Genomic DNA, 24,667 nt, shown 5'->3' with positions numbered 1-24,667 from the left:
TTATTAATATGGCTATCAATAATAAATATTTTAAACCACTGATCGTTCCGGCAGCGCTGGTAATGATGGGATGGTTGAGTGGCTGTAAAAAATTCCTCGATGTTCCGCCGAAGGACAAAGTATCCCAAACAACCTTGTTAAGCACGGAGCAGGGCTTTAAAGACGCCCTCACCGGGGTATACCTTACAATGGACAAAAATTCTACCAATGGCCTTGGGAACGGTTTGTATACCAATGACCTTACCATGGGAATGGTGTCTACCCTGGGCTTTGAGTACGACAATGCCAATAATACCGGTATATTAGGGGAAAGCCTGTTTAGTAATGCCGTTTATTACTATTATACACAAACCAGGGTAAATACTGAAATAGCTGCCATTTGGGGTGGTTTGTATAACAACATCGCCAACCTGAATAATTTGCTGTCGCAAATAGAGGAGAAAAAAGACATCTTTACCGGTGATAGTTACAACCGGGTAAAAGGGGAAGCCATAGCATTGCGGGCCCTGTTCCATTTCGACCTGGCCCGGTTATTTGGCCAGCCGCCTGTTACCGGCATGAATGAAAAGGCCATCCCTTATATTACACAATACAAAGTTAACCCAACACAATTTGCCACGCTGCAGGAGGCGCTCGGGGGCTGTATAAACGATTTGAACACCGCCAAAGACCTGCTGGCGCAAACGGATACCTCAGCCGTGTTGAAAGCAACGGAAGACCCGTTTACCTCCTATACGCAGAATCACCTGAACTATTGGGCGGTGCAGGCATTGCTGGCAAGGGTGTATTTATATAAAGGCGACCTGGACAATGCAGAAAAATATGCGCGCTCAGTAATAGGCGCTAATAAATTCCCCCTCATCACTTCCAATGTTGCGGCAGCGGGTAATGTTGTAAGGGACCGCACCTTTTCGCAGGAATTGCTGTTCGCCCTGTATTCAGGTAACATAAAATCTTACAACCTGAACCTGTTTAACCTGTCGAGTGGCGCGGGTACGCCGCTTCAGTTAACCACCCGAAGAAATACCATTTACGTAGCAGGCAGCGGCAGCGCTGCTGACTACCGTTATACTTCCTGGTTCGATAATAGCCTGGCTGGTTTGCTGGTGCCATCAAAATTTTTCCAGGACGCCAACCTGCCGTATCTCTTACAGAACATCATGCCATTAATAAGGGTTTCTGAAATGTATTACATCGCGGCAGAATGCGCAAATAGAAAGAACGACTTAACAACCAGTGTGGTGTACCTGAACCAGGTACGGCAGGCAAGGGGCCTGAATGCCCTGAATGCAAGCGGTATCAATACTGCCGACAGCGTATCGAACGAGATCATGCGGGAATACCAGAAAGAGTTCATCCAGGAAGGACAGACCTTTTATTACTATAAACGGTTGAACAAGGACCTGAGGCAGGCCACCGGTACAACCGCCCCGGATGTTACCGGCGCTTATGTATTACCGGTTCCTGATAAAGAAAAGGAATACAACAATCCGTAATCGTTAAATCATTACAACATGACAAAGCTAATTATTGTAATAACGGCGTTGGCGGGTAGCTGGTTGTACACCGCCTGTTCGCCCAAAAAACCGGCGCTTTTTGAACAGAAGAATGGCATTTATTTCGGGACTGCTTCCGATTCGCTGACCTACTCTTTTGCCAAATACCCAAAACGAACGGTAGATACCTTACGGATCCCGGTAAAAGTATTGGGCGATCCGCCCTCAACCGACAAAACATTCAACATTGAAACAGCAACAGATGCCGGCCTCACGGCCAAAGAAGGCGTTCACTTTAAATTACTGAATCCTTACACTATACCTGCCGGCCGGGTGGCTGCAGTGGTTCCTGTTGTTATTTACCGTACGCCAGATATGGATACCACGGTATTTCCCTTTAAGCTGCAGCTGCAGGCCAGTGCAGATTTTGAAACACATATGGTTACAAAATCAGCTTACCTGGTTAAACTGAGTTATTTGCAAAAACCTGCCAACTGGGGTACGGTAGGCGGAAGCGACTGGGCTGGCTATACTACCAATTTTGGTACCTGGACCCGCACCAAATACAAGCTCATTCTCGATGCCCTGTACGATCCCGTAAATGATACTACAGTGACCGAATTTCCTTACCAGCGCACCGGGTTTCCACCCACTGCCACCTTATACTTGCAGATCGTAAGAAATTATATCAGGATAAATTACCCGGGTAACTTTTCAACCCCCACGCTGGGCGTTGGCGCAACACTGCGTGATCCGGATGTTAAACTGTCCGACGGCACCAACCCGGTGATCCAGGTAGGACCTTCCAATTATTAAACTTTAATTGAGTATGCGATGAGCTATAAAACGATCTTTATAAAAAGGCTTTTACAACTGATTGGGGTGTGCGGCGCCCTGATGGCAACGCTGGCAGCCTGCAAAAGAGACCTGGGAAATTATAATTATTCGGCCGTGAATGCCATTACTATTACAACCGACACGGTCAATGCCGACCGGTTGATGGTCATTAATAACGATTCCCTGGTAGTAAAACAGGGCGATACCCTGAAAGTGAATGTGCTGTTGTCGCAAACAAAGGAATCAGGCGATCTTTCCTTTTCCTGGTTGGTAACACAAAAAAACAGCAGCAATGGAAATCCAGGCCTGTATGTTATTGGCAATACCAGGCAATTGACAGCCCGGGTGCTGCTGTTGCCGGGGTTGTACAACCTGGTGGTGAAGGCCACCGATAATACAACGGGGGTGTCGTACTATAAAATATTTTCTTTGAATGTATCCACCTCTCCCTGGGGGAATGAAGGATGGCTCGTGTTGCAGCAGCAGGCCAATGGCAGCGATCTTTCTGTGATCACCACCCGGGATGGGGCAACAAGAGGCTCCATTTACAACAACGTGTATTTCCTGGCCAATGGGCACAAATTACCTTTTGGTACCAATAAAGTGAACGTGCTCAGTTATAATTCGTCGGTAGGGTCACAGAAGGTCTCTTTCTTTTATCCCGGCGGCGGATTGCAGGTGCGGTCATACGATTTTTCCGATTCCAGCACCAACGACAATTGGTTTGTGGTTAACTCCGCACCCAACTTCCAGGTGAATGGCGTGGTGAGTGGCGGTAATTATGAATACCTGATCAACAACAACCAGTTATATAATCGTGTTATTTCCAGCGTTACCATTAAGAACCCGCCGGTATTATTCGGTGCGCCTTATCTCGGCAGCTGGACGCTGTCGCCCTATGTAATGCTTGCCAACAGTACCGCGGGTTATGCCTACACGCTGTACGATCAAACCAATAAATGCTTCCTGCTGTACAGCGCAAACGCCAATACCCTGTTACCCAATATAGCGGATGTGCCTAATAAGCACCTGGCGGCTTTTGCCGGGCAGGCTTCCGATCTGCTGCCGGCGGCCTCCGGGTTCGATATGAACAATATCGGCCGTAACCTGGAATATGCCGAGAACGTGTTGCCATTACCTGCCTCAAACGGCTGTTTATATGATTGCTTTTTCAGAAATGATGGCCACGATTCAACCTGGTTGTACCAGGTGCCCACGCTTCCAACAGGGTACCTGAACAACAATACGAGCGGCCGCTTTTACCTGAACCCTTCCAACGTAACAGGGATCAATACTGCTCAAAAGTTTGCGGTGCCTACCCATGTAGTGACCAAAGACAAATTTTATTATGTAACGAATGATGTTGTCTATACCTGTACTGTGCAAACAGGCGCAGCCTCCACGTCAGCTGCGGCCGGTATTAATTTTCCGGCAGGCACAAAGATCGGTGTCATGAAAGTGTTTAAGTCAGAATACCTGTCAGCTCCGGCAACGGAAAGTAAAGTGCTGGTTGTAACAACCGATGAAACAGCCAGTGGCGGCGGTAACAAGGTATATTTTTTCAGCATCGATATAAACGGTGTATTAAACCCCACACCCGTCCAGGTATATACCGGGTTTGATAAAATTGTTGACATTACGTTTAAAAAAGGTTTAGGTCAGTGATTTGAGTTTTCCCAGTTTCTTATGAGAGGCAATGCCCCGACCGTAGTGTTGGGGTATTTGTTTTTTCACAGCTGCCTGCTACTTGGTCAGTGTGGCGCTGTTTTTCGTCAATTAATTATTTTGGTTGGTCCCTTTCGGCCCCCAGGCACCTCTGTAGTAACGTAAATTTAAAGGCCACATTACTAATAACATTTATTTCATTTTTCAATAAGCGACCATGAGGTTAAACAAATTGCTCGGTTCTGTATTGCTTGCAACAGGTTTATCGCCGGTTCTTGCACAGGATAGCGCTGCAGTAAAGAAAGCGGAACCAGCTAAAGTAAAAACATACGCCGAGATCATCAATGCCAAAACGATCAGCAGGCAGGGCATGTTCACCGTGCACCGGCAGGAGGATAAATACTTCTTTGAGATCCCCGACTCTTTACTGAACCGGGAAATTCTTTTCACTACCCGCCTGGTAAAAGTGCCAACGGGAAGTCCCCGTTTCGGTGGTGAACTGGTGAACAGCATCATTGTTTCCTTTGAAAAAGCTGCCGACAATAAATTGTATATGCGGGTGCCCACCATGGTAGCTGTGGCCGACTCCAGCGACGCCATTGCCAAAGCAGTGCACAATGCTTCGGTAAACCCCATCATAATGGTGATGGACGTAAAGGCCCGTGGTAAGGACAATAAAAGCTCGCTGATAGAGGTGACCGATTTTATTTTAAAAGACAATAACATAACCGGCTTCAGCAACGAGGCTAAAAAGGGCATGTTCCTGGGTGGCGGGTCTGCTGCCGACCGCTCCTTTATTGTTTCGGTAAATCCCTGCCAGCAGAACATAGAAATAAGAACAGTAAAAACATTCAGCTCAGGCGGCGGTATGATGGCCGGCGGCGCCGATGGCGAAACCAGGTCAGACGGACCAGGTGTAGTGTCGGCCAGCGTTGGGCTTACGTTTGAATTAAGCACGGCTATGATGCTGCTGCCCGAAACACCCATGGCTGCCCGTTATGCCGACCCGCGGGTGGGTTATTATACAGAAAACTACCGGGTATTTTCTGATGGCCAGCAAAAAGTGGAAGAACGGAATTTCATCGTTCGGCAACGCCTGGAACCAAAACCTGCTGACCTGGATAGATACAAAAGGGGCGAGCTGGTTGAACCCGCTACCCCAATTGTGTATTACGTTGACCCCGCAACGCCCAAACAATGGGTGCCTTATATTATTGCCGGTGTGAATGACTGGAATGAAGCGTTTAAAGCGGCCGGTTTCAAAAACGCTATCATGGCTAAAGAATGGCCGGGTAAAGACAGTACCATGAGCCTGGAAGATGCCCGGTATAAAGTGATCCGTTATTTTCCTTCCGAACAACCTTTCGCCTATGCGCCCCGGGTATATGACCCCCGCAGCGGCGAAATAGTACAAAGTTATATTGGCTGGTCGCACAATAAATTACAAAGCCTGCACGACTGGTATTTTGTACAGGCAGCAGCTACCGACCCCCGTGCCCGTAGTGTAAAATTCAGCGATGAATTGATGGGTTCCCTGGTGCGTGCTGAAATTAGCCGCCAGGTAGGTGCTTCATTAGGACTTAGGGCAAACCTGGCAGGCAGCAATGCCATGCCAGTTGAAAAACTCCGCGATAACAAATGGGTGGAAGCAAACGGGTTCTCCGCTTCCATTATGGACTTTATCCATTACAATTATGTAGCCCAGCCAGGCGACCATATTTCACCCAAAGGACTTGTTCCCCAAATTGGTGAATACGATAAATGGGCCATCAAATATGGATATTCCTACACCGGGATAAATGATTTTGAAGCAGAAAAAAAGCAGGTGCAGCAATGGTTGCTGAATGCAAAAAGCAACGGGAATAACCTGCAATTCAGTGCAGAAACAAGTCTTCTTCCCAATGATCCGTCAGACCCCCGGGCACAAACCGAAGACCTGGGCAATGATCCGGTAAAAGCCAGTGAGTACGGACTGAAGAACCTGAAGATGGTTATGGCTAACCTGTTAACCTGGACAAAAGAAGACATGGACATGTACGACAATGCCGCCGCCGCGTATGAAAATATCTGCGACTGGTATGGCATGCTTACCCGCCATGTATATTCACAATTGGGTGGAGTAAGTGAAAACCTGAGATCGGTTGAGCAGCCCGGTGATGTATATACCCTGATCCCTAAACCGGCACAAAAGCAGGCCATCGATTTTTTACAAAAAGAAGTGTTTCAAACCCCAACGTGGTTATTTGAGCCAAATGTATTGAATAAGTTCCGCCGGCCGGTAAGAAAGGAAATGATCCAGCGATTGCAGGAGAATGCCCTTTACTACTGTGTTAGCAGCGGTCACCTGTACCGGATGACGATGGAAACCATGCGGTTTGGAAAAGAAAAAACCTATACCGTAGATGAAATGCTCACCGACCTGAATACCGGGTTGTGGAGCGAACTGCGTACGAAACCAGTGGAAATAGGCTTCAATCGCCGGGCTTTGCAAAAAGCGTTGGTCGATAACCTGTTTCAGGTGTTGCAGGCGGCCGCCAAAGCGCCCGAGCCAAATTCCACTTCGCCGGATCTCACCAACACCGATATCCCGGCTGTAGTGCGTCTGCATCTCGATAAAATAGCACAACAATGTAAAGCGGCCATCCCATTTTGTACAGATGCGATGACGCTGGCACACCTGAAATACATTTCAGAAAAGATCAGTCGTGCGCTGCATCCTAAAAATTAATCAGTCGCAGAACTATATAAATTGACCCGTACCCTGTTTACTTTTTTAGCATTTACAAACAGACAACAAATGGCGCGATTTTTCATCATAGTAATGGTTGTTTTGATTGCCAACGGTGTTATGGCGCAGCAAATTAAAAAGGCTGCGTCTGCTCCCGCGGCAGATACGGTGGTTAAAGCGATTGTTGATCCCTACAAGGCGATCGTAACGGCAAAGACAACTACTAAAAAAGGATTGTTCTATATTCATAAGAACGACGATAAATATTATTTCGAGATACCTGATTCCCTCCTGGGCCGTGAATTATTGCTGACCACCTGGCTGGTAAAAGTGCCCGGCGGCAGCCCCAAATTTGGCGGGGAGGTGATGAACACCAGAACGATCTCTTTTGACAAAGGTCACAATAACAAGATCGCGTTGAAAGTGGTGGCAACCGTTAATCAATGCGATTCGGTGAATACTATTTCTACCGCCATCAGGAATGCGAATGTAGATCCCATAGCTGTGCTCTTTGATGTAAAAGCCAGGGGCATGAACGGGCATTCCTCGGTGATAGAGGTGACCGATCTGTTGCAAAAAGAAAACTCTTTTACTATACCATCTGAAGAAGTAAAGCGAAATCTGTCATTAGGTGCAATGGCAACCGACCGAAGTTTTGTGAAAAGCGTGGCTGCCTATCCCATTAACCTGGAAATTAAGATGACCCGCACCTATTCCGCCTCGGGGGCTGCTCCGAAAGCCGCGTCAGGACGGCCGGCAGCTGCCCCGTTGGAGGCGGCCAGAATTGGCGGCGCTGTAACACTCGAAATGAGTACTTCTATTTTGCTCATGCCCTCAAAGCCCATGCAACCCCGCCGCTTCGATGCGCGGGTAGGTTATTTTGCAGATGCGTATTACAACGATTACAGCGATGCACAACAAAAAGTGAACACTAAAATTTGTATCGTTCGCTACCGCCTGGAACCTAAACCCGAAGACCTGGAGCGGTACAAACGCGGTGAATTGGTTGAGCCTGCAGCACCCATCGTTTATTATGTAGACCCCGCCACGCCCAAACAATGGCGGCCGTATATTATTGCGGGTATCAATGACTGGAACGAAGCATTCAAAGCAGCCGGTTTTAAAAATGCGATCATTGGAAAAGAATGGCCCGAGAACGACACCACCATGAGCCTGGAAGATGCCCGCTATAAAGTGATCCGGTATTTCCCGTCGGAAGTGGCCAATGCGTATGGGCCTCACATTAGCGACCCACGCAGCGGCGAAGTGTTGCAAAGCTATGTAGGCTGGTACCACAATGTAATGAAGTTGTTGCACGACTGGTACATGATCCAGGCTGGTCCCAACGATCCACGCGCCCGCAAAATGAAATTCAGCGATTCCCTCATGGGAACACTCATTCGATTTGTTTCGAGTCACGAAGTAGGGCATACGCTTGGGCTGCGCCATAACATGGGCAGCAGCAGCCTTACATCGGTTGAAAAACTGCGCGATAAAAAATGGGTGGAAGTACATGGCCATACCAATTCCATCATGGATTATGCCCGCTTTAACTATGTGGCGCAGCCTGAAGACAGTATTGGCGAAGCCGGTTTAATGCCCCGCATCAACGACTATGACAAGTGGGCCATTAAATGGGGGTATACCTATATCGGGGCCGAAAACGACGAAGAAGACCGCAAGATCAATACAAAATGGATTGTGGACAGCCTGAATGCCAACCCCCGTTTATGGTTTGGCGGGGAAGGGTTCAACCACGACTCCCGCTGCCAAACGGAAGATGTGGGCGATGATAATATGAAGGCGAATACCTACGGCATCCGCAACCTGAAGTATGTGATGAACCATTTGGCAGAGTGGACAAAAGAAGACAATGACCTGTACAACAACCAGCTCGATCTCTACCGCGCTGTAGCCGGTCAATACTTAAGATATGCTTTACATGTGGCCAATAACGTAGCCGGGGTTTATGAAACCTGGAAAACCTACGAACAAATTGGCGATGTGTACACGCCGTTCCCGAAAGAAAAACAAAAAGAAGCCATTGCCTTTTTAAACCGGGAGGTATTTACCACCCCGGAGTGGCTGCTGAACAACAGCATTCTTAATAAAATAGGCAGTCCAACCAGGATGGGGAGTGTAGGTACGGTTCAGGGAAGGGTGCTGGATGTAATATTTTCCGACCGGGTGTTTAGTTCTTTACTGAGAACGGAACAACGCTTTGGTAAAAAGAACGTATATACAATGATCGAGTTGCTCGATGATGTGAAGAATGGGATATGGAGCGAATTAAAGAAGCAACAGCCCATCAGTATCTACCGCCGCAACCTGCAGAAGAATTATGTAAACAGCTTGTTTGAAAATATAAAGGAGGCCGAAGAAGGTTCACACTTGTTTTACCTGCTCATGGGCGGTCCCAAAATGGAAGAAGAATTGCCGGTAACTACCGGTTCCGATGTAGGTTCTTATCTGGCCCTGCACCTGGAAAAATTAAAAGGGGAGATCAAAACAGCGCTCCCGATGATAAAAGATAAAGATTCTCAGAACCACTTGCGTTATATTTTAGAACGAATAGAAACCGGTTTGAATAAACGATTTAAATAAATTGGTATGAGTCAAATATTCTCACAACGATTTACCATGTTGCTGATCTGTTTGTTGACGGCTGTTTACACAAGAGCCGGTTCGCAAACTACAGTTACCTGCCATTTGAATAAAAAGATCGGCAGTGCCGTGTTCCTTTACCGGGTGGCAAACGGCGAAGCACAAAGCCTTGGTTTTAAATGGCTGGATGATAAAAATAGCTGCACGTTTTCGTTTGAAGCGGAAAAGGAGGGGATTTATTACCTGCGTAAAGCAGGCGCTCATTCTTCTTTTTTTAATTACTGTATGTATCTGAAGCCAGGTGATGATAAATCTGTTCAGGTATACGTTACTGATAAAAGTATTGACTTTGACAGTTGTCAGATAGTGAACCCCAAAAAAGAAACGGGCTACCTGCAGGAATGGACAAGCCTGCTCAATAATATTTGCAAACTGGGCTCTGCCCGGACTAAAAGGGAAGATTTCTTTCCTGCGTATGAAGCATTTGTACGTAAGGGTGAAGCGCTGAAAAAAGCCAGTGCCGGCGCAGATGCTTATTTTAATCGCCTGTTCACGGCAAAGATCGATGCCGATATACAATTTGTGAAAGCAGGCGCTTTCTTTTTCTTTACTGAACGCATGAATGGCGACCGTGATACCGATGCAAAGCACCAGTTGTTTTATAGCTCATTGTTAACCGAGAAGTTAAACGATGCGGGTTTACTGGCTTCCGAACATGGGTTGCAGATCGTGAACTATATCTTAGGTTACCGGCAATCAGCGCAATCAACAGGTACCCTTCAATGGTGGGCTGTGCCATTTGCGCAGAAAATGAACCAGATCGGTAGCGAGAAGATCAAAGGCGCTTATGCCGCCAGTTATCTGAAGACGGTAACAAGCTATGAAAAGTTCAAAACTGATATAGAACCATACAAAGAGCTGCTCACCAAAACCGGTTACGATGAGGTTTATGAAATAAAGGAGGATGAGCTGACGGTTTTTGCAAAAGGCGCCGCAGGCTACAATTTCTCCCTGCCCGATACCCGCAACAAAGCGGTTACACTGGCTGGCCTCAGAGGTAAGATGGTGGTAATTGACATGTGGGCCATGTGGTGCGCTTCCTGTTTGGAGGAAAAACCTTTTTATGAAAAATTAGCGGAAGAATACAAGGACAGGAAGGACATCGTATTCCTGGGTGTATCTGTTGATGGTGCTGCTAAAAAAGAACCCTGGAAAGTTTTTGTTGCCCACAAAGGGTATAAGACCATGGAATTGTTATCGGAACCTACAGGCGACCTGATGAGCTATTATAAAATTGGCGGTATTCCCCGCTACCTGGTGTTCGATAAAGAAGGAACAGTTATTACGGTAGATGCGCCAAGACCGTCAACCCCCGGCTTAAAGAAATTGATCGATCAAACCCTTTCCAATACAGCTAATTAACAGCATGCAACGTATTTATACAATCATTACCGGTTTCATACTTTTTTTTGGCGGCCTGCAATCTCTCTCTGCGCAAAGTGATTACGCTACCATTAATGGAGTTTTTACCGAAAAGGCAACAGCGGAGATCACCATTGTAGAGAAAAGCACGAACAGATCGATTGCAGTGGTGCAATCATTTAAAGACCAGTCACAGGATTGTTTCACGGTGCGTTTCCCGGTGGTAGAGGATAGTGAGTACCTGATGAAGGTGTTATTATATAAACAGGGTACCCGCAGAATGGAACTGGAGAATGTGATGTCGTACCCGATAAAACCTAAGGCCGGCGGCGTGGAGGCCTATTCCATAAAACCATCTGTTCTCGATCAGACGGCCATGACCGGGGTTACAGTGGTAAAAACGTTGAAGCCGTTTTCTTCCTTTAATCTTACTGGTGAACTCAAACATAGCCTGACTGCAGGTCAGTTAACATTGAGCAAAGTAGTGAACGGACAGTTACAGCCTGTGCAAACATTGAACATCGATGCCAGGCGACCAGCTTTCTATTTTCATATCCCCATCACTGAAGAAGGGTTTTACTATATTGGCAACCTGGGTTGGCACAAACGGATCTATGCCAAACCGGGCGATTCTTTAAGCCTGTTCATTGAAGGTGATAGCCACGAATTGCAATGGGAGAAAACCAATAAAGAAAACGACCTGCTGGCACAGTGGCATGGGTTGATAGAACCTATTACCAACTGGGGTTATGAGCGAACAATCGTGAATGCCAGTAAACTGGATCCTGATGCATTTACGGCAAACTACAAACAATTACAACCGGCCATCAAAAACTTTATGTCGTTGGTATCTGGACCGAATGCAACCTTCAACCGTTTATTGAAAACAGTTATGGCGGTAGACAACCAGTTCGCCGCCATGAAACTGTTCTTTTATGCATCCGTGAAAGGTGCAAAAGGATATGTTGGAATGCCTAAAGAGTTTCGAGATGTACCTGTTTATTTTAAAGATGCTTTATTGCGCAATGCAGTTACCTCTTCCAGGATCATGCAGGTAGGCGAGGGCAGGGACTATCTCGACCTGCTCACGAAATTTAGTCTGGTCACTATAGAGGACAGCAAAAAAGATCAGCTGACCATCGCAGAGCGCTTACAGGTAATGATAAAAGCCATACCCAACGACACCCTCCGCGCCATTTTCCTGAACGATCAGTTAAAAAGCACCGAGATAAATAACCTGCGGGAGTTTAAAGCTACGTTTGGTCCATTGGAAAAATATGCCACCACGCCGGAAGCAAAGAAAAGATACAAAGAAGCGTATGGAAACTTCCTGGGCGATACGGCCTACCTTGGTAAATCGGCCTGGAATTTTTCTTTGCCAGACACAGCGGGTAAATTGGTTTCCATGAAGGACTTCAAAGGTAAAGTAGTGTTGATCGATGTGTGGGCCACCTGGTGCGGTCCCTGTAAGGCGGAATTCCCCTTTCTACGGGAAGTGGAAGAAGAATATAAGAACAATGAGAATATGGTCTTTGTAGGGATCTCAACCGACAAGCTGGAAAAAAGAGATGCCTGGTTAGGTCTTGTTCAAAAGGAAAAACTCGGCGGGGTGCAATTGCTGGACGATTTCGGAAAGGGCTTTGCCCGCAAGTACGGCATTAACAGCATCCCCCGCTTTATGCTGATTGATAAACAGGGCCGCTGGGAAGAGATTAGCCTTCCACGTCCAAGTGATAAGAACAACCTTAAAAAATACCTGGATGAAGCCCTGGCGGCAAAAGCCAGTTGAGATCGATTGCTTGCTTGTCCTTTATATCGGCCACCTGCACATCAGGTGGCTTTTTAATTTATTGCCGTTAGTTTAGTCTACTATAAAGGTAGAATAATTTTGACAATACTTTTACAAAGTATATCTTTGTGCTGTCTTCCTCACATCAAAACCGGGTATTCCCGGTTTATTTCCCTTGAATGAATGCATGTTGAAAGAACTTCCTGAATGGAAGCGCCATTTTGTATTGCCTGCCAGGTAATATGACTGCTAACCTATAATTATATATAATGATAAGGATCGTCACATGCATTGCATTTGTCCTGTTGGGAGTAGTGCCTCTGTTTGTAGCTGCACAAACCAAAACCCTGCACGGCGTTATTAAGTCAAAAACAACCGGGGCCCCATTGGCCGGCGTTACCGTGTTGGGCGCCACAGTAAATATTTACAGCGTAACAGACGCCAATGGCAACTTTTCCATTGCCGTTAAAGGAAATTCACTGATTACCATTTCTTACGTGGGGTATGAAACCCAACAAATTAATATTGATTCAGCCACCGACCAGTTGGTGATCGAATTGATCCCTTCCAATAAATCACTGGACGCTATAGTGGTAACGGCGCTGGGTGTGTCGCGCCAGCGAAAATCATTGGGCTATGCTACCCAGGAATTAAAAACAGCCGATATCTCCGACGCCAAAGAATCGAACCTGGTAAATGCTTTTGCCGGGAAGGTGGCCGGCGTACGGGTTACCAATACCCAGGGCGATATGGGTTCTTCCCGCATTATTATCCGCGGCGAAACTTCTATCAATGGCAATAACCAGCCTTTATTTATAGTGGATGATATTCCGGTAGACAACTCCCAACTCGGCGCCGGCGGCTCCAGGGATTATCGCAATGCGATAGCCGATATCAATGCGGAAGACATCGAGAGCATCAGTGTTTTGAAAGGTCCCAATGCGGCGGCCCTGTACGGTTCGAGAGCAGCGCATGGGGTGATCCTGATAAAAACAAAAACCGGTAAAAAGAAACAGGGGGTAGGGGTTACCGTCAATTCCAACACCACCTTATCGAGCCTGCTGATCCTGCCTGAATACCAGAATGTATTTGGCCAGGGCGCAGAAGGGAAATTCAGTTGGGTAGACGGAAGCAAAGGCGTGAATGATTACGTGGATGAAAGCTGGGGCCCCAAAATGGATGGACAGCTGATCTCGCAGTATTTTTCCAATGGCGTGCCGGCGCCCTTTGTGCCGCATCCCAATAATGTACGGGACTTTTTCAATACAGGTGTGTTGTTAAATAACAGCATTGCCCTGGAAGGGGCCGGCGAAAATTATAATTATCGCGTTGGCTTTGGTAATGAAAAACAAACCGGGATTGAGCCCAACAGTGAGGCCCGCAAAAACAATGTAAGCTTCAATGCCCAGTTCAATGTTACCTCCAAAATAAAGATTGGCGTGAACGCCAATTACATCCTGGACAATGCGCCTAATTTACCCGGGGTGTCGGGCAAAAGAGCCACCAGCACCATGTTGCAGTTCACCTGGTTTGGCCGCCAGGTAGATGTTAATGACCTGCGTACCAATAAAGATGCCAACAACGGAACCTATAACTGGAACAACAGTTATTACAGCAACCCGTTTTGGGTAGCTTATAACAATACCGTAAGCCAGCGGCGCAACCGGCTTATTGGGGCGGTAAAACTCGACTATGCCATCCTTGACGGACTGAACTTCAGTTTCAGAACGGGCAGTGATTATTACAACGACCGCCGCAAGCTCAGGATTGCCTATGGCACCAATGGTACACCCTATGGCTCCTATGAAGAAGATGCGTTTACTGTGAATGAGAACAATACAGAAGCCACCCTGCGCTATAACAGGAACATCAATGCTGATTTTAGCCTCGATGTGCTGGCCGGTGGAAATATCCGGTCGAAGTATTTTGAAGAGAACGACCAGGTGGCGCCCCGGCTGGCCGTAGCGAAAATATATACGCTCGCCAATTCAAGAGACCCGTTGGTTTCCTCGAACGTGTATACCCGCTTAAAAACGATCAGTGCATTTGCATCGGCGCAGGTAGGGTTCAGGAATTACGCGTTCGTGAATCTTACAGCACGTAACGACCGTTCCTCCACGCTGCCGGTACAAAACATGTCGTATTATTATCCCAGCGTAAACGCCAGCTTTGTACTCACGGAAGCATTTAAACTTAAAAGCCCGGTGTTGAATTATGCCCGCATCCGGGGCGGCTGGTCGAAGGTGGGCGCCGATGCCGATCCTTACCAGTTGATAAATACCTACAATTTTAATGCGCCATTCAATGGCAACCCACAATTAACTACCACCGGCACCGATCAGAATGCCAACCTGAGATCGGAAAGCACCAACTCTACCGAGTTGGGTTTTGAAGCTGGTCTTTGGAACAACCGCGTAAGGTTGGATGTAAGTTTATACAATACCAACAGCATAGACCAGATCCTGAAAATGGATGTAAGTGCTACTACCGGGTATACCCAAAAGCTGTTGAATGCCGGCAAGATCAATAACAAAGGCATTGAGGTACAGTTGGGCGTTACGCCGGTTAAAAAAAGAACGTTCCAGTGGGATATTGATGTGAACTATGCCGCTAATAAAAGCAGGGTGGTAAAGCTGGACAATGAAGGCCTTTTGAAGAACTATGTATTGGGTTCGTACCGGAGCGTACAGGTGGTGGCTGCGGTTGACAAAGCTTATGGTACCCTGTTTGCGAATGCGTATTTGCGCGATGCGGCAGGCAATATCGTGGTGAACAACAGCGGCATTCCGCAGGCCGATCCCAATAAAAAAGCCCTGGGCAAATTCACGCCCGACTGGATCGGCGGCATCACCAATAGTTTTTCTTACAACAATTTTCACTTATCCTTCCTGGTGGATGCCAGCATTGGCGGATCGCTTTTTGCCGGCTCCAATTCAACCGGCAGTTATACCGGTGTACTGGCCATGACGCTGCCCGGCCGCGACGCCGAACATGGTGGGTTGAATTATTATTATCCCAATAACAATAAAGCCAATGGTACCGTGGCGCTGCCCAAAGGCGGTAATGCACCTGGAGGCGAAACCGTGTATGATGATGGAATGATCTGGAAAGGGGTGACCAGTACCGGTAGCGCCAATACAACCATTATTCCCGCCTCGCAGTATTATAAAGCGCCAAGGAGTATCGAGGAGCAATTTATTTACAGCGCTAATTATGTAAAACTGCGCGAAGTAAAACTGGGCTATACCATCCCCGCCAGATTGGTGAGGAAGATAAAATTTGTAAGCGCTACCGTTTCGCTGGTTGGCCGCAACCTTTGGATCATTCACAAGAACGTGCCCAATATTGATCCCGAAACAGCATTTACCAATAGCAATGCACAAGGGCTGGAAGACCTGGGCAACCCCACGGTAAGAAGCTATGGCCTGAACATCAACTTCAAATTTTAACTACAGCAACATGATCAGAAACATACATTGGATAGTTATTGGCGGATTGATGATAGTTACCGCATCCTGTAAAAAAGACCTGGCTGAGATAAACAAAAATCCCAATGCTGCCGAAAACCCGCAACCCGATTACCTGCTTACTGCCGCGCAGAAGATCACTGCCGATCTGTATTGGGGTGCAGATAATAATTTCAATTCCTCCCTGTTGATCATTCAGCACTGGGCGAAAATTCAATACACCGAACCCGACCGGTATATCTTTTCCAACAGCAGTTTTACCTCGCTTTGGAATACTGCTTACGCGCAAAGTATTACCAACCTCAATACCATTATTAAACTGCCCGATGAAAAGGCAAATGTGAATTATAAAAGCGTGGCTATAATCCTGCGGTCGTGGGTGTTCAGTTTGCTCACCGATGCCTACGGCAACATTCCCTATAAACAGGCAGGTGATATTAAAAACAGCCTTACACCGGCTTATGACACCCAGAAGGACGTGTATCTTGGATTGCTGGATGAACTGAAAAGCGCATCTGCCGCGTTGACCACAACGGGTAACACCATTACCGGCGATGTGATCTATGGCGGAAAGACCGATCGCTGGAAAAAGTTTGCCAATGCCTTGCGGTTACGCATCGCATTACGGATTGCTGACCAGGAGCCGGAAAAAGCAAAACAAACCATTGCAGAAGTGCTGAGCGATGCAGGCGGCCTTATCGGCAGCAATACAGAAACTGCGCAATTTGTTTACAGCACCTCGCCCCAGCAGAACCCCATCAGCGCCTGGTTCGATACCAGGGATGAGTTCCGCATTGCCAAAACCATGCTGGATAAATTAACTGCGTTGAACGATCCCCGCATCCCCGTATTTGCCAATAAACCCACCGATGCAACTGTTACTACCTATGTAGGGGTGCCAAGCGGGTTAACCACCAGCGATGCCAATAACCTGGGACTGGCCAAAACTTCCCGGCCTGGTTCTTACTTCTTTGCGCCGTTAAGCCCGGCCGTGATCATGAGCTATTCAGAAGTGTTGTTTGCCCGGGCAGAAGCTGCCGCCAGGGGCTTCACCACTGAAGATGCCAGCGCTTTGTATAAAGCAGCCATTACCGCTTCGCTCAATCAATATGGCATTACCGATGCAACTGCCATTAGTAATTACTTAGGCCAGACTGCTGTACAATATGACGCAACGAATTATAAAAAGTCGATCGGTGAACAGAAATGGATCGCTTTATATGGCGAGGGACTGGAAGCATTTGCCGAATGGCGCCGCCTCGATTATCCGCAACTGACTCCTGCTGTAGCCGGTGTGCTCGATAAAAAGATCCCGGTACGGTTGATCTATCCCGGTTCAGAACAAACGCTGAATGCCGATAATTATAAAGCAGCGGTAACCAACCAGGGTACAGATAATTTGCTGACGAAATTATGGTTCGATAAGTATTAAACTACCAGTTATGATAAAATACATAACCACCTTACTCACCGTAATGCTGCTCATGGCTATTCTGTTAACGGCCTTTACTGCCGGTGATAAAAAGCCTTTTCTGAAAACAGGTACCTGGCGGGCGGTATTGCAACGGCCCGATGGACAGCAGATCGTTTTCAATTTTACCACGGCAGTGGAAAAGAATAAACAACTGCTGTATGTAATCAATGGCAGCGAACGCCTGCTGGTTGATAGTGTAAATAGGGAAGGAGATAGCATTTGGATTGTTATGCCCTTCTTTGCGGCGCGTTTCGCCGCCAGGGTATTGCCCGATGGCAACCTGGAAGGAGTATACACTAAGAGTTACGGCGATAAAAAACAGGAGATCCCGTTTTTTGCGGTGTATGGAAACAGTGAACGCTACACTGCGCCGGCCAAACCCGCTTACAACATCGCCGGTAATTGGGAAGCCGTTTTTGGAAAGGGGAGAAGGACGGAAAATGTTATTGGTGTATTTGAACAGACGGGTACTGGTAAAGTAACTGGCACCTTCAGAACACCCACTGGCGATTACCGGTACCTGGAAGGGATCATTGGCGGTGATAGTTTACAGCTATCAGGTTTTGATGGCGGCCATGCCATTTTATTTACTGCCAAACTGGATAATGACAGCACCATAACCCGGGCTGATTATTATTCGGGATTGGCCGGTCATGAAACCTGGACGGCCCGCAGGAATGCCCGCGTACAATTACCGGATGGTTATGAGCAAACAAAATTAAAGCCGGGCGAAAATCGACTCAGTTTCCGTTTTCTCTCCACCAATGGCGATACGGTTTCCATTCAGGATGCGCTGTATAAGAATAAGGTAGTGGTGGTACAGATCCTGGGCTCCTGGTGCCCCAACTGTATGGATGAAACTGTTTTCTTAAGCGCCTATTATAAACAGCATCGGAAAGATGGTCTGGAGATCATCGGACTGGCCTATGAACGCACTACAGATTTTACCGAATCGAAAAAAGCACTGGAGCCGTTTCAAAAGAGATTTGGTGTACAATATCCATTCCTGGTAACCGGTGTGGCCGTGAATGACAGTTTGCGAACACAGAAAACCTTACCTCAGTTGGAAACCATTAAAGCATTTCCCACTACCATTTTCATCGATAAAAAAGGAAATGTCAGAAAGATCCATACCGGCCTTGACGGACCGGCAACCGGAAAATATTATGAAGCCTTCAAACAGGAGTTTGAGGAGACCATCACTGCGCTCTTAAAAGAAGGGTGAGTGGTGAATGGTCAAAGGTGTAAACACGGTGCACATACTTAGTGTACTTATGTCAGTTTCTGACGTTTTTTGCGTTTGCGCGAAGGCTGTATCCGTTGTTAATCAATGGGTCGTATCTGGTTGGCAATCCTGTTCATAAAAATCGTACACACTTTATACTGGTTTTTATTAGCTTTGCGTCCGTTCGGACTTAGGTCAACCTGTTGTTCATGTAATAGCTACATAGATTCCCGCTTTCGATTCCAACCAATTTAACGTGATGGTGTATTTGGACCTGTACGTTCCAACTATTATTTCCTATGGCTTTTAACAGGCCGGAGGAATGTTTTATGCAACATCAAATTAGCAGTCGCTATGAAGGATTTTCTGAATGATGAAGAAGCCATGTTCCGTGGGATCATTAACCGGAATGAGTTTATCGTTAATAAGTTTTTTGAATGGATGTACCCCAAATTATACCTGGTAGCCAGAAAGTACCTGGATGATGAGCATGATGCCAATGATGCAGTCACGGATGTCTTTTTGAAGTTTCTGGAAAAAGAGGAGGCGTATGAAGACTTTGGCCATATTGTAAAAGTCCTGTTTCTGAGAGTGTATTGGGCGGGTAAGAACAAAATGAACTTTATTAAAAGCGATAACAGGCGCCGGGCCATAACCGATTTGTCTGAAGTGTCGGACACGGAAGCGCCTGTTGAAGAAGCTATGGTCCAGGCTGAATTTTACAGCCTGGTTAAAGAAAAACTGGAAACCCTGCCAGCTGCGGACCAATTGATCTTAAAAGAATACTTTTTTGAAGGAAAGCAATGCCCTGAAATAGCCCGCATTTTAGAAGTAAAGGACAGCCTGGTATATAACCGGAAGGACCGGGCTATTAAAAAACTACAAGCCATATTTGTAGGTAAGAATATGATAATCATATTGTTTCTGTTTCACCCGCCTAAGTAATCCCATCTTTTTTAAAAAAAAGTTACAGGAAAATGAGAAGTAGCAGCTGATTTTTTTTCTTTTATAGGTAACAGGTAATATCACCATTATGGCTACTACGAACAACAGGTTAGCTGAATTAGCATTCAAGCGCCTGACACATGACCTTTCCGAAACAGAAAGTTTTGAACTAAACCGGATTCTTCAGGAGCCGGGCAAACAAAAGCTCTTTGAGGAAATGATGGATCCTCCGCGAATGGAGGCGGAAGTAAAAAAGCTGGAGGAAGCTGACAGGCATATGCCTGCCTCCTGGCAGCAAATAAAAGCGGCTTACCACTTCAACAATAAAAGTATTGGCTGGAAAAGATATGCCAGGGTTGCTGCAGTGGTGCTGCCACTTGCTGGTATTGCGGCCTGGTATTTCTTTATTAAACCGGCGGCCCAAACCACTGCAACGGTTACGCCTGCCCCGGCCAAAACACAATATGCCAGTAATGAACCTAAATCTGAAAAAGCAGTTTGGAAGCGGGCTGCCGGCCTGGCGGTATCTCTCGACGATTTAAAGAATGGCGTGGCGTACTCAAGTGGTGTGCCCGTAACCAAGAACGACAGTGAACTGGTATACTCGTCTGCCCGGCGTAGCGACATCCCACTACCTGATACCGTGCAAACGCTGAGGGGCGGGTATTACCGGTTGCGGTTGCCCGATGGCAGTAAAGTAGTGTTGAACAGCGCCTCTACAGTTTTCTTTGCCGCGGCATTTGGTGGTAACGACCGCCAGGTATCGATAAATGGCGAAGCCTGGTTTGAAGTGGCAAAAGACGCCCGCCCATTTTATGTACATGCATCGGGTATGAAAATACAGGTCTATGGCACCAGGTTCAATGTACAGGCCTATCCGGATGAAGATGTAAAAACCTCCTTATTGGAAGGAAGTGTGAAAGTGACGGCAGGTAAACAGAACCTGTCCCTGAAACCGGGCGAACAGGCGGTGCTTACCAGAAAGAAGAAACTGGAGAAGGTTACAGATTCATCAGCGATAAAAAAGGCCATAGCCTGGAAGAATGGCGCCTTTCTGTTCGAGAATGATGATCTTAGAACCATCCTCGATCAGTTGGGACGCAGGTATAACCTCGATGTGGAATACAAAGGAGATTTGCCAAATAAAACCTTTGACGGCACCTTTTACCGCAAGGATCCTGTAGAATATATTCTGGGGGTTTTACAGGAACGCACCGGTATAAGATTTATCAAAGAAGGCAATAAAATAATTATAAAACCTTAACCATTACCATAACAACCTTAACTCCGGAGCAATGCTGCATCTAATGAGTCTTCCATCAAATCCTTAGCCATTTAAACTTTGGGCTTACGCCAATCCTATTAAGCTTTAACCTTTTCCGACAGTGACCCTTATCCTTCCTGTCATTTGTTTCAATTGGTAGTAATGACAGCTCTCACATCCCTGCGGGCCTGCAAAGGTTCGCAGGAGGTGGCAAGAGCGATCTGAGGTGGTTGATAATTTTTTAAACATTCTTTATTTACTAAAATAACCTGCTTGTCGGGGGCAGATTTATTTGCGATCTCACATCACAATGTAATTTGCTGTTCGGCCAGTCGGTTAAGGTTAGGGCCAATGAAAACATATTTGATTGCTGCCGTGTTTTGCTTATTTGCAGAAACGGCAGGGTATAGCCAAAGCCAACAGCGCGTTTCACCGCATTACATCTCCGTTCGCTATAGCAACAAATCCCTTTCTGTTGTGATCCGGGATCTGGCTAATAGTAACGGACTGGGGTATATAATGGATGCCGAATGTAAGAATTACACGGTTCCTGTCAATATCAATATAGACAATGCTACGCTCGTAGAGGTACTTGACTCCATCTTCAAAAATCAGCCTGTAACATATAACCTGTCACCGCGCACTATTATGGTGGTTCCACGTGACGTAACGGTGCAGGTAACCAATTGGGAAGGTATACCCCTGGAAGGAGTGACGGTAACAAGCGCCAATCGTTTTGGTAAAACAAATAAGAACGGGGAGTTTATCCTGAAGGAAGGCACCTGTAATCCTTTTATCATTTGTAGTTGTATAGGGTATGAGTCTGAGACCCATTATCAGTATGGTAATACGAAGGATACATTTAAATTAAAGATCAATCCCGTTACACAGGATACTGTCATCAGGATCAACACGGGTTACCAGATGCTCCCCAAAGAACGCGCCACCGGCTCTTACGCCACCATTTCAAAAAAAACACTGGAACGGCAGGTTGCTACATCCATCCTCACCAAAATGGAAGGCCGGGCGCCGGGCCTCCTGCTGAACAAGAACCGCATGCCGGGCACCAACCTTCCGTTTATCTCTATCCGCGGGCAAAGCACTATCTCGGCCAATACGGAGCCCTTGTATGTGCTGGATAACCTGCCTTACTATGGCGATATCGCGAATATCAATCCCAACGACATCGAAAACATTACCGTGTTGAAGGATGCGGCAGCCACCTCGATATGGGGGGCTCGTGCCGGTAATGGGGTAGTGGTGCTGACCACCAAAAAGGGAAGTGACGTGCAGAAACCCATCCTTGAACTGGGCAGTTCGCTTACCGTAACGGCAAAGCCCGACCTTTGGTACCTGCCGGCGCTTAGCTCAAAAGAATATCTTGACCTCAACAGTAATCTTTTTGTGCATGGTTTTTATGACGACATGCTGAACTCCAGCTATTTGTTGGTGCCACCGGACGTGGACATACTGCAACAGGCAAAAATGGGGCTTATTACCGAAAAGGAAAAGAATGCACAACTGGAACAATTGGGTGCAAAGGATGTACGCAATGAACTGAACCGGTTGTTGTATCAGCCAGGATTAATCAACCGGCATACGCTGAGCCTTACCGGTGGCTCTGAAAACCTGAAATACTATGTAGGCGGTGGTTTTGAAAATGAAAAGATGACCCAGGTAAATTCCTACCGCCAGCGAACCACGGTAACCGGTAATCTCACCTACAGTAAGCGTCGCTACGAGTTCGGCATTCAGGGTTTCTTTACCGACAACCGGTCCAGGGTACATCCCATGCCCGACGGCTTGTATCCCTATTCTGAATTGGAGAATGCAAATGGTGGTCCCGGAGAAGTTCCGCGTGATCTGAAAGACTCCTATAAGGCCAGTGTGGAGAACGTGTTACAGGATTGGGCTTACCGTCCCTGGCAGGAATACCGGGCGAATGCAGTTTTTAAAAAAGGGCGGCATACGCGGTTGACCTTTACAGGTAAATTAAATATTTCCCGTAATTTAAATGTGCTGCTGATCTATGAACGCCAGGAGGGTTCAGATGAAATAAATACGCTCAAGGGAGCGGCTTCCTATTATGCGCGCAATTTACAAAACAGGTTTGCTGTGAATAACGGCGGGGTGGCGCAATATCTTGTTCCGTTGGGCGGCGTGTTGGACCTGGAAACCAATGAATACACCGCCAATAAAGCGCGTTTACAGATCAATTATGAATGGAATAAACACCGGAATTTTCGCATCTCGGCATTAGGTGGAGTGGAGTATGCAAAGTTTAAAACCGACAGCTCCGTGATGCGGTATTTCGGGTATTTTGGCGATCTCAACAGGGCTACTCCGGGGACAAAATTCGATGCGCGTTATCCCTTGTTCTACGATAATAGTTCCACTGACCTGGTCCCTAATTACAATCATGCCGGTTCCGGTTTTGATTTTTATCCTTCTGTGTTTTTGAATGCCGCAATTACCGTGTGGCGCCGGTATATGGTAACGGTCAGCGGGCGCATGGATCAATCCAATTTGTTTGGGGTGAAAACAAATAATCAGACTATTCCGCTTTGTTCTATAGGGGGGAAATGGAATGCAGGGGATGAATCGTTTTATCCTTTTTCATTTTTGCCTTACTGCACTATCCGGGCCTCGTTTGGCTATAGTGGTAATGTAGACAAACGGACCACGGCGTATACTACTGCTGTAGCGGGGCCAGCCAACCGGTATAATGCCATTCCCATGGAAATTATCAATCCCGATAATCCTTATCTCCGTTGGGAAAGAAGCGGTTTATTTAATGCCTGCATAGAACTGGCAGACCGGAGGCGGCAATGGGAGTTAAGTTTTGAATACTATCAACGGAAGTCAACCTTATTATTGGCGCCGGGCGCCCAGGACCCGACCCTGGGCAGTAGCTTTTTCTGGGGTAACAATGCCGCTATGGTAGGCAACGGGTTCGATTTCAGTTTGGCAACCAATCATGCCTTTGGCCGTAAATGGCGGCTGAATAATTTGTTGCTGATCAGTAAAACCACCAATAAGGTTACCCGTTATGATAACCCTTTTAAAGAAGCCTGGTATTATACAGATGCTGGCTTTTTAAGCCCGAATACTGGCGCATCAGTTTACTCCCTGTACGCTTATAAGTGGGGTGGGTTGGATACTGCCGGTGATCCCCGGGGGTATCTGAATGGGCAGTTGAGCAAGAACTACGATTCCATTCAGTCTTCTTCTCCTAATAGTCTTTTGCGTGCCGGTTCGTCGGTGCCTGTTTATTTTGGCAGTTTATATACATCCCTTGGGTATGGCCGGTTTACCTTCGGGGCTACACTGATCTTTAAAGCAAAATATTATTTCAGGCGAAGCTCGGTCAACTACAACGAGCCATTAAATGCGTCTGCGGCAGGCCTGGATGATTATTCCATGCGTTGGCAGCACCCGGGAGATGAAACCAACACCTATGTGCCCTCGCTGAATACTGATCCTGCCAGGAATTTGTTTTACAGCAACACCCAGGTGCTGGTAGAAAAAGGAGATCAGCTGCGGTTGCACGATGTGTCGTTGAGCTATAGTATTCCTGCAACCATGCTGAAGAAATGCAGGCTGCAGGCGATGAGTTTTTATTTGATCGGCAATAACCTGGGCTTTATCTGGAAGGCAGCACCAGGAAAGATAGATCCGGATTATCTCACGGGCAGTCCTGAGCCCAGGAGCGTTACAGTAGGGATGAAATGCGTTTTCTAACTTTAAAGTG

13 protein-coding genes are annotated in these 24,667 nt (G+C 46.8%); all 13 read left to right on the top strand.

The features are described 5' to 3' along the window. The first annotated feature begins 8 nt into the window (after positions 1–8). Positions 9–1,496 (top strand): RagB/SusD family nutrient uptake outer membrane protein, encoded by a 1,488-nt coding sequence (locus NIAKO_RS15170; protein WP_014219330.1) that lies wholly within the window; start codon positions 9–11, stop codon positions 1,494–1,496. Positions 1,497–1,514: 18 nt separating this feature from the next. After that, the gene (locus NIAKO_RS15165; RefSeq protein WP_014219329.1) at positions 1,515–2,312 is read left to right on the top strand and encodes a DUF4843 domain-containing protein; all 798 of its coding nucleotides are present in this window, start codon (positions 1,515–1,517) and stop codon (positions 2,310–2,312) included. Positions 2,313–2,330: 18 nt separating this feature from the next. Then, on the top strand, positions 2,331–3,998 hold the full coding sequence (locus NIAKO_RS15160) for a PKD-like family lipoprotein (RefSeq protein WP_014219328.1): 1,668 nt from the start codon (positions 2,331–2,333) through the stop codon (positions 3,996–3,998). A gap of 217 nt (positions 3,999–4,215) precedes the next feature. Beyond that, positions 4,216–6,726: a zinc-dependent metalloprotease gene (locus NIAKO_RS15155; protein ID WP_014219327.1), complete on the top strand. Its 2,511-nt coding sequence runs from the start codon at positions 4,216–4,218 to the stop codon at positions 6,724–6,726. A gap of 69 nt (positions 6,727–6,795) precedes the next feature. Then, positions 6,796–9,330 carry a zinc-dependent metalloprotease gene (locus NIAKO_RS15150; protein WP_014219326.1) on the top strand — a complete coding sequence of 845 codons (2,535 nt, stop codon included), beginning with the start codon at positions 6,796–6,798 and terminating at the stop codon, positions 9,328–9,330. Positions 9,331–9,336: 6 nt separating this feature from the next. After that, positions 9,337–10,752 carry a TlpA family protein disulfide reductase gene (locus NIAKO_RS36810; RefSeq protein WP_014219325.1) on the top strand — a complete coding sequence of 472 codons (1,416 nt, stop codon included), beginning with the start codon at positions 9,337–9,339 and terminating at the stop codon, positions 10,750–10,752. A gap of 4 nt (positions 10,753–10,756) precedes the next feature. Then, on the top strand, positions 10,757–12,541 hold the full coding sequence (locus tag NIAKO_RS36805) for a TlpA family protein disulfide reductase (protein ID WP_014219324.1): 1,785 nt from the start codon (positions 10,757–10,759) through the stop codon (positions 12,539–12,541). A gap of 269 nt (positions 12,542–12,810) precedes the next feature. After that, positions 12,811–15,990, top strand: a complete 3,180-nt coding sequence (locus NIAKO_RS15135) for a SusC/RagA family TonB-linked outer membrane protein (protein ID WP_014219323.1) — start codon at positions 12,811–12,813, stop codon at positions 15,988–15,990. A 10-nt stretch (positions 15,991–16,000) separates the two neighbouring features. After that, positions 16,001–17,440, top strand: coding sequence for a SusD/RagB family nutrient-binding outer membrane lipoprotein (locus tag NIAKO_RS15130; RefSeq protein WP_014219322.1), 1,440 nt, complete (start codon positions 16,001–16,003; stop codon positions 17,438–17,440). Between the two features lie 10 nt (positions 17,441–17,450). Beyond that, positions 17,451–18,707, top strand: a complete 1,257-nt coding sequence (locus NIAKO_RS15125; protein ID WP_014219321.1) for a TlpA disulfide reductase family protein — start codon at positions 17,451–17,453, stop codon at positions 18,705–18,707. A gap of 354 nt (positions 18,708–19,061) precedes the next feature. Further along, the gene (locus NIAKO_RS15120) at positions 19,062–19,652 is read left to right on the top strand and encodes an RNA polymerase sigma factor (RefSeq protein ID WP_014219320.1); all 591 of its coding nucleotides are present in this window, start codon (positions 19,062–19,064) and stop codon (positions 19,650–19,652) included. 88 nt (positions 19,653–19,740) lie between these two features. After that, positions 19,741–20,916, top strand: a complete 1,176-nt coding sequence (locus NIAKO_RS36800) for a FecR family protein (protein ID WP_014219319.1) — start codon at positions 19,741–19,743, stop codon at positions 20,914–20,916. A gap of 351 nt (positions 20,917–21,267) precedes the next feature. Beyond that, positions 21,268–24,657, top strand: coding sequence for a SusC/RagA family TonB-linked outer membrane protein (locus tag NIAKO_RS15110; protein ID WP_014219318.1), 3,390 nt, complete (start codon positions 21,268–21,270; stop codon positions 24,655–24,657). Positions 24,658–24,667: the final 10 nt, after the last annotated feature.

This window comes from Niastella koreensis GR20-10 (assembly GCF_000246855.1).
GTDB lineage: Bacteria > Bacteroidota > Bacteroidia > Chitinophagales > Chitinophagaceae > Niastella > Niastella koreensis.
The sequence above is the reverse complement of the archived record's forward strand: the minus strand, read 5'-3'. Positions and strand labels throughout refer to the sequence as shown.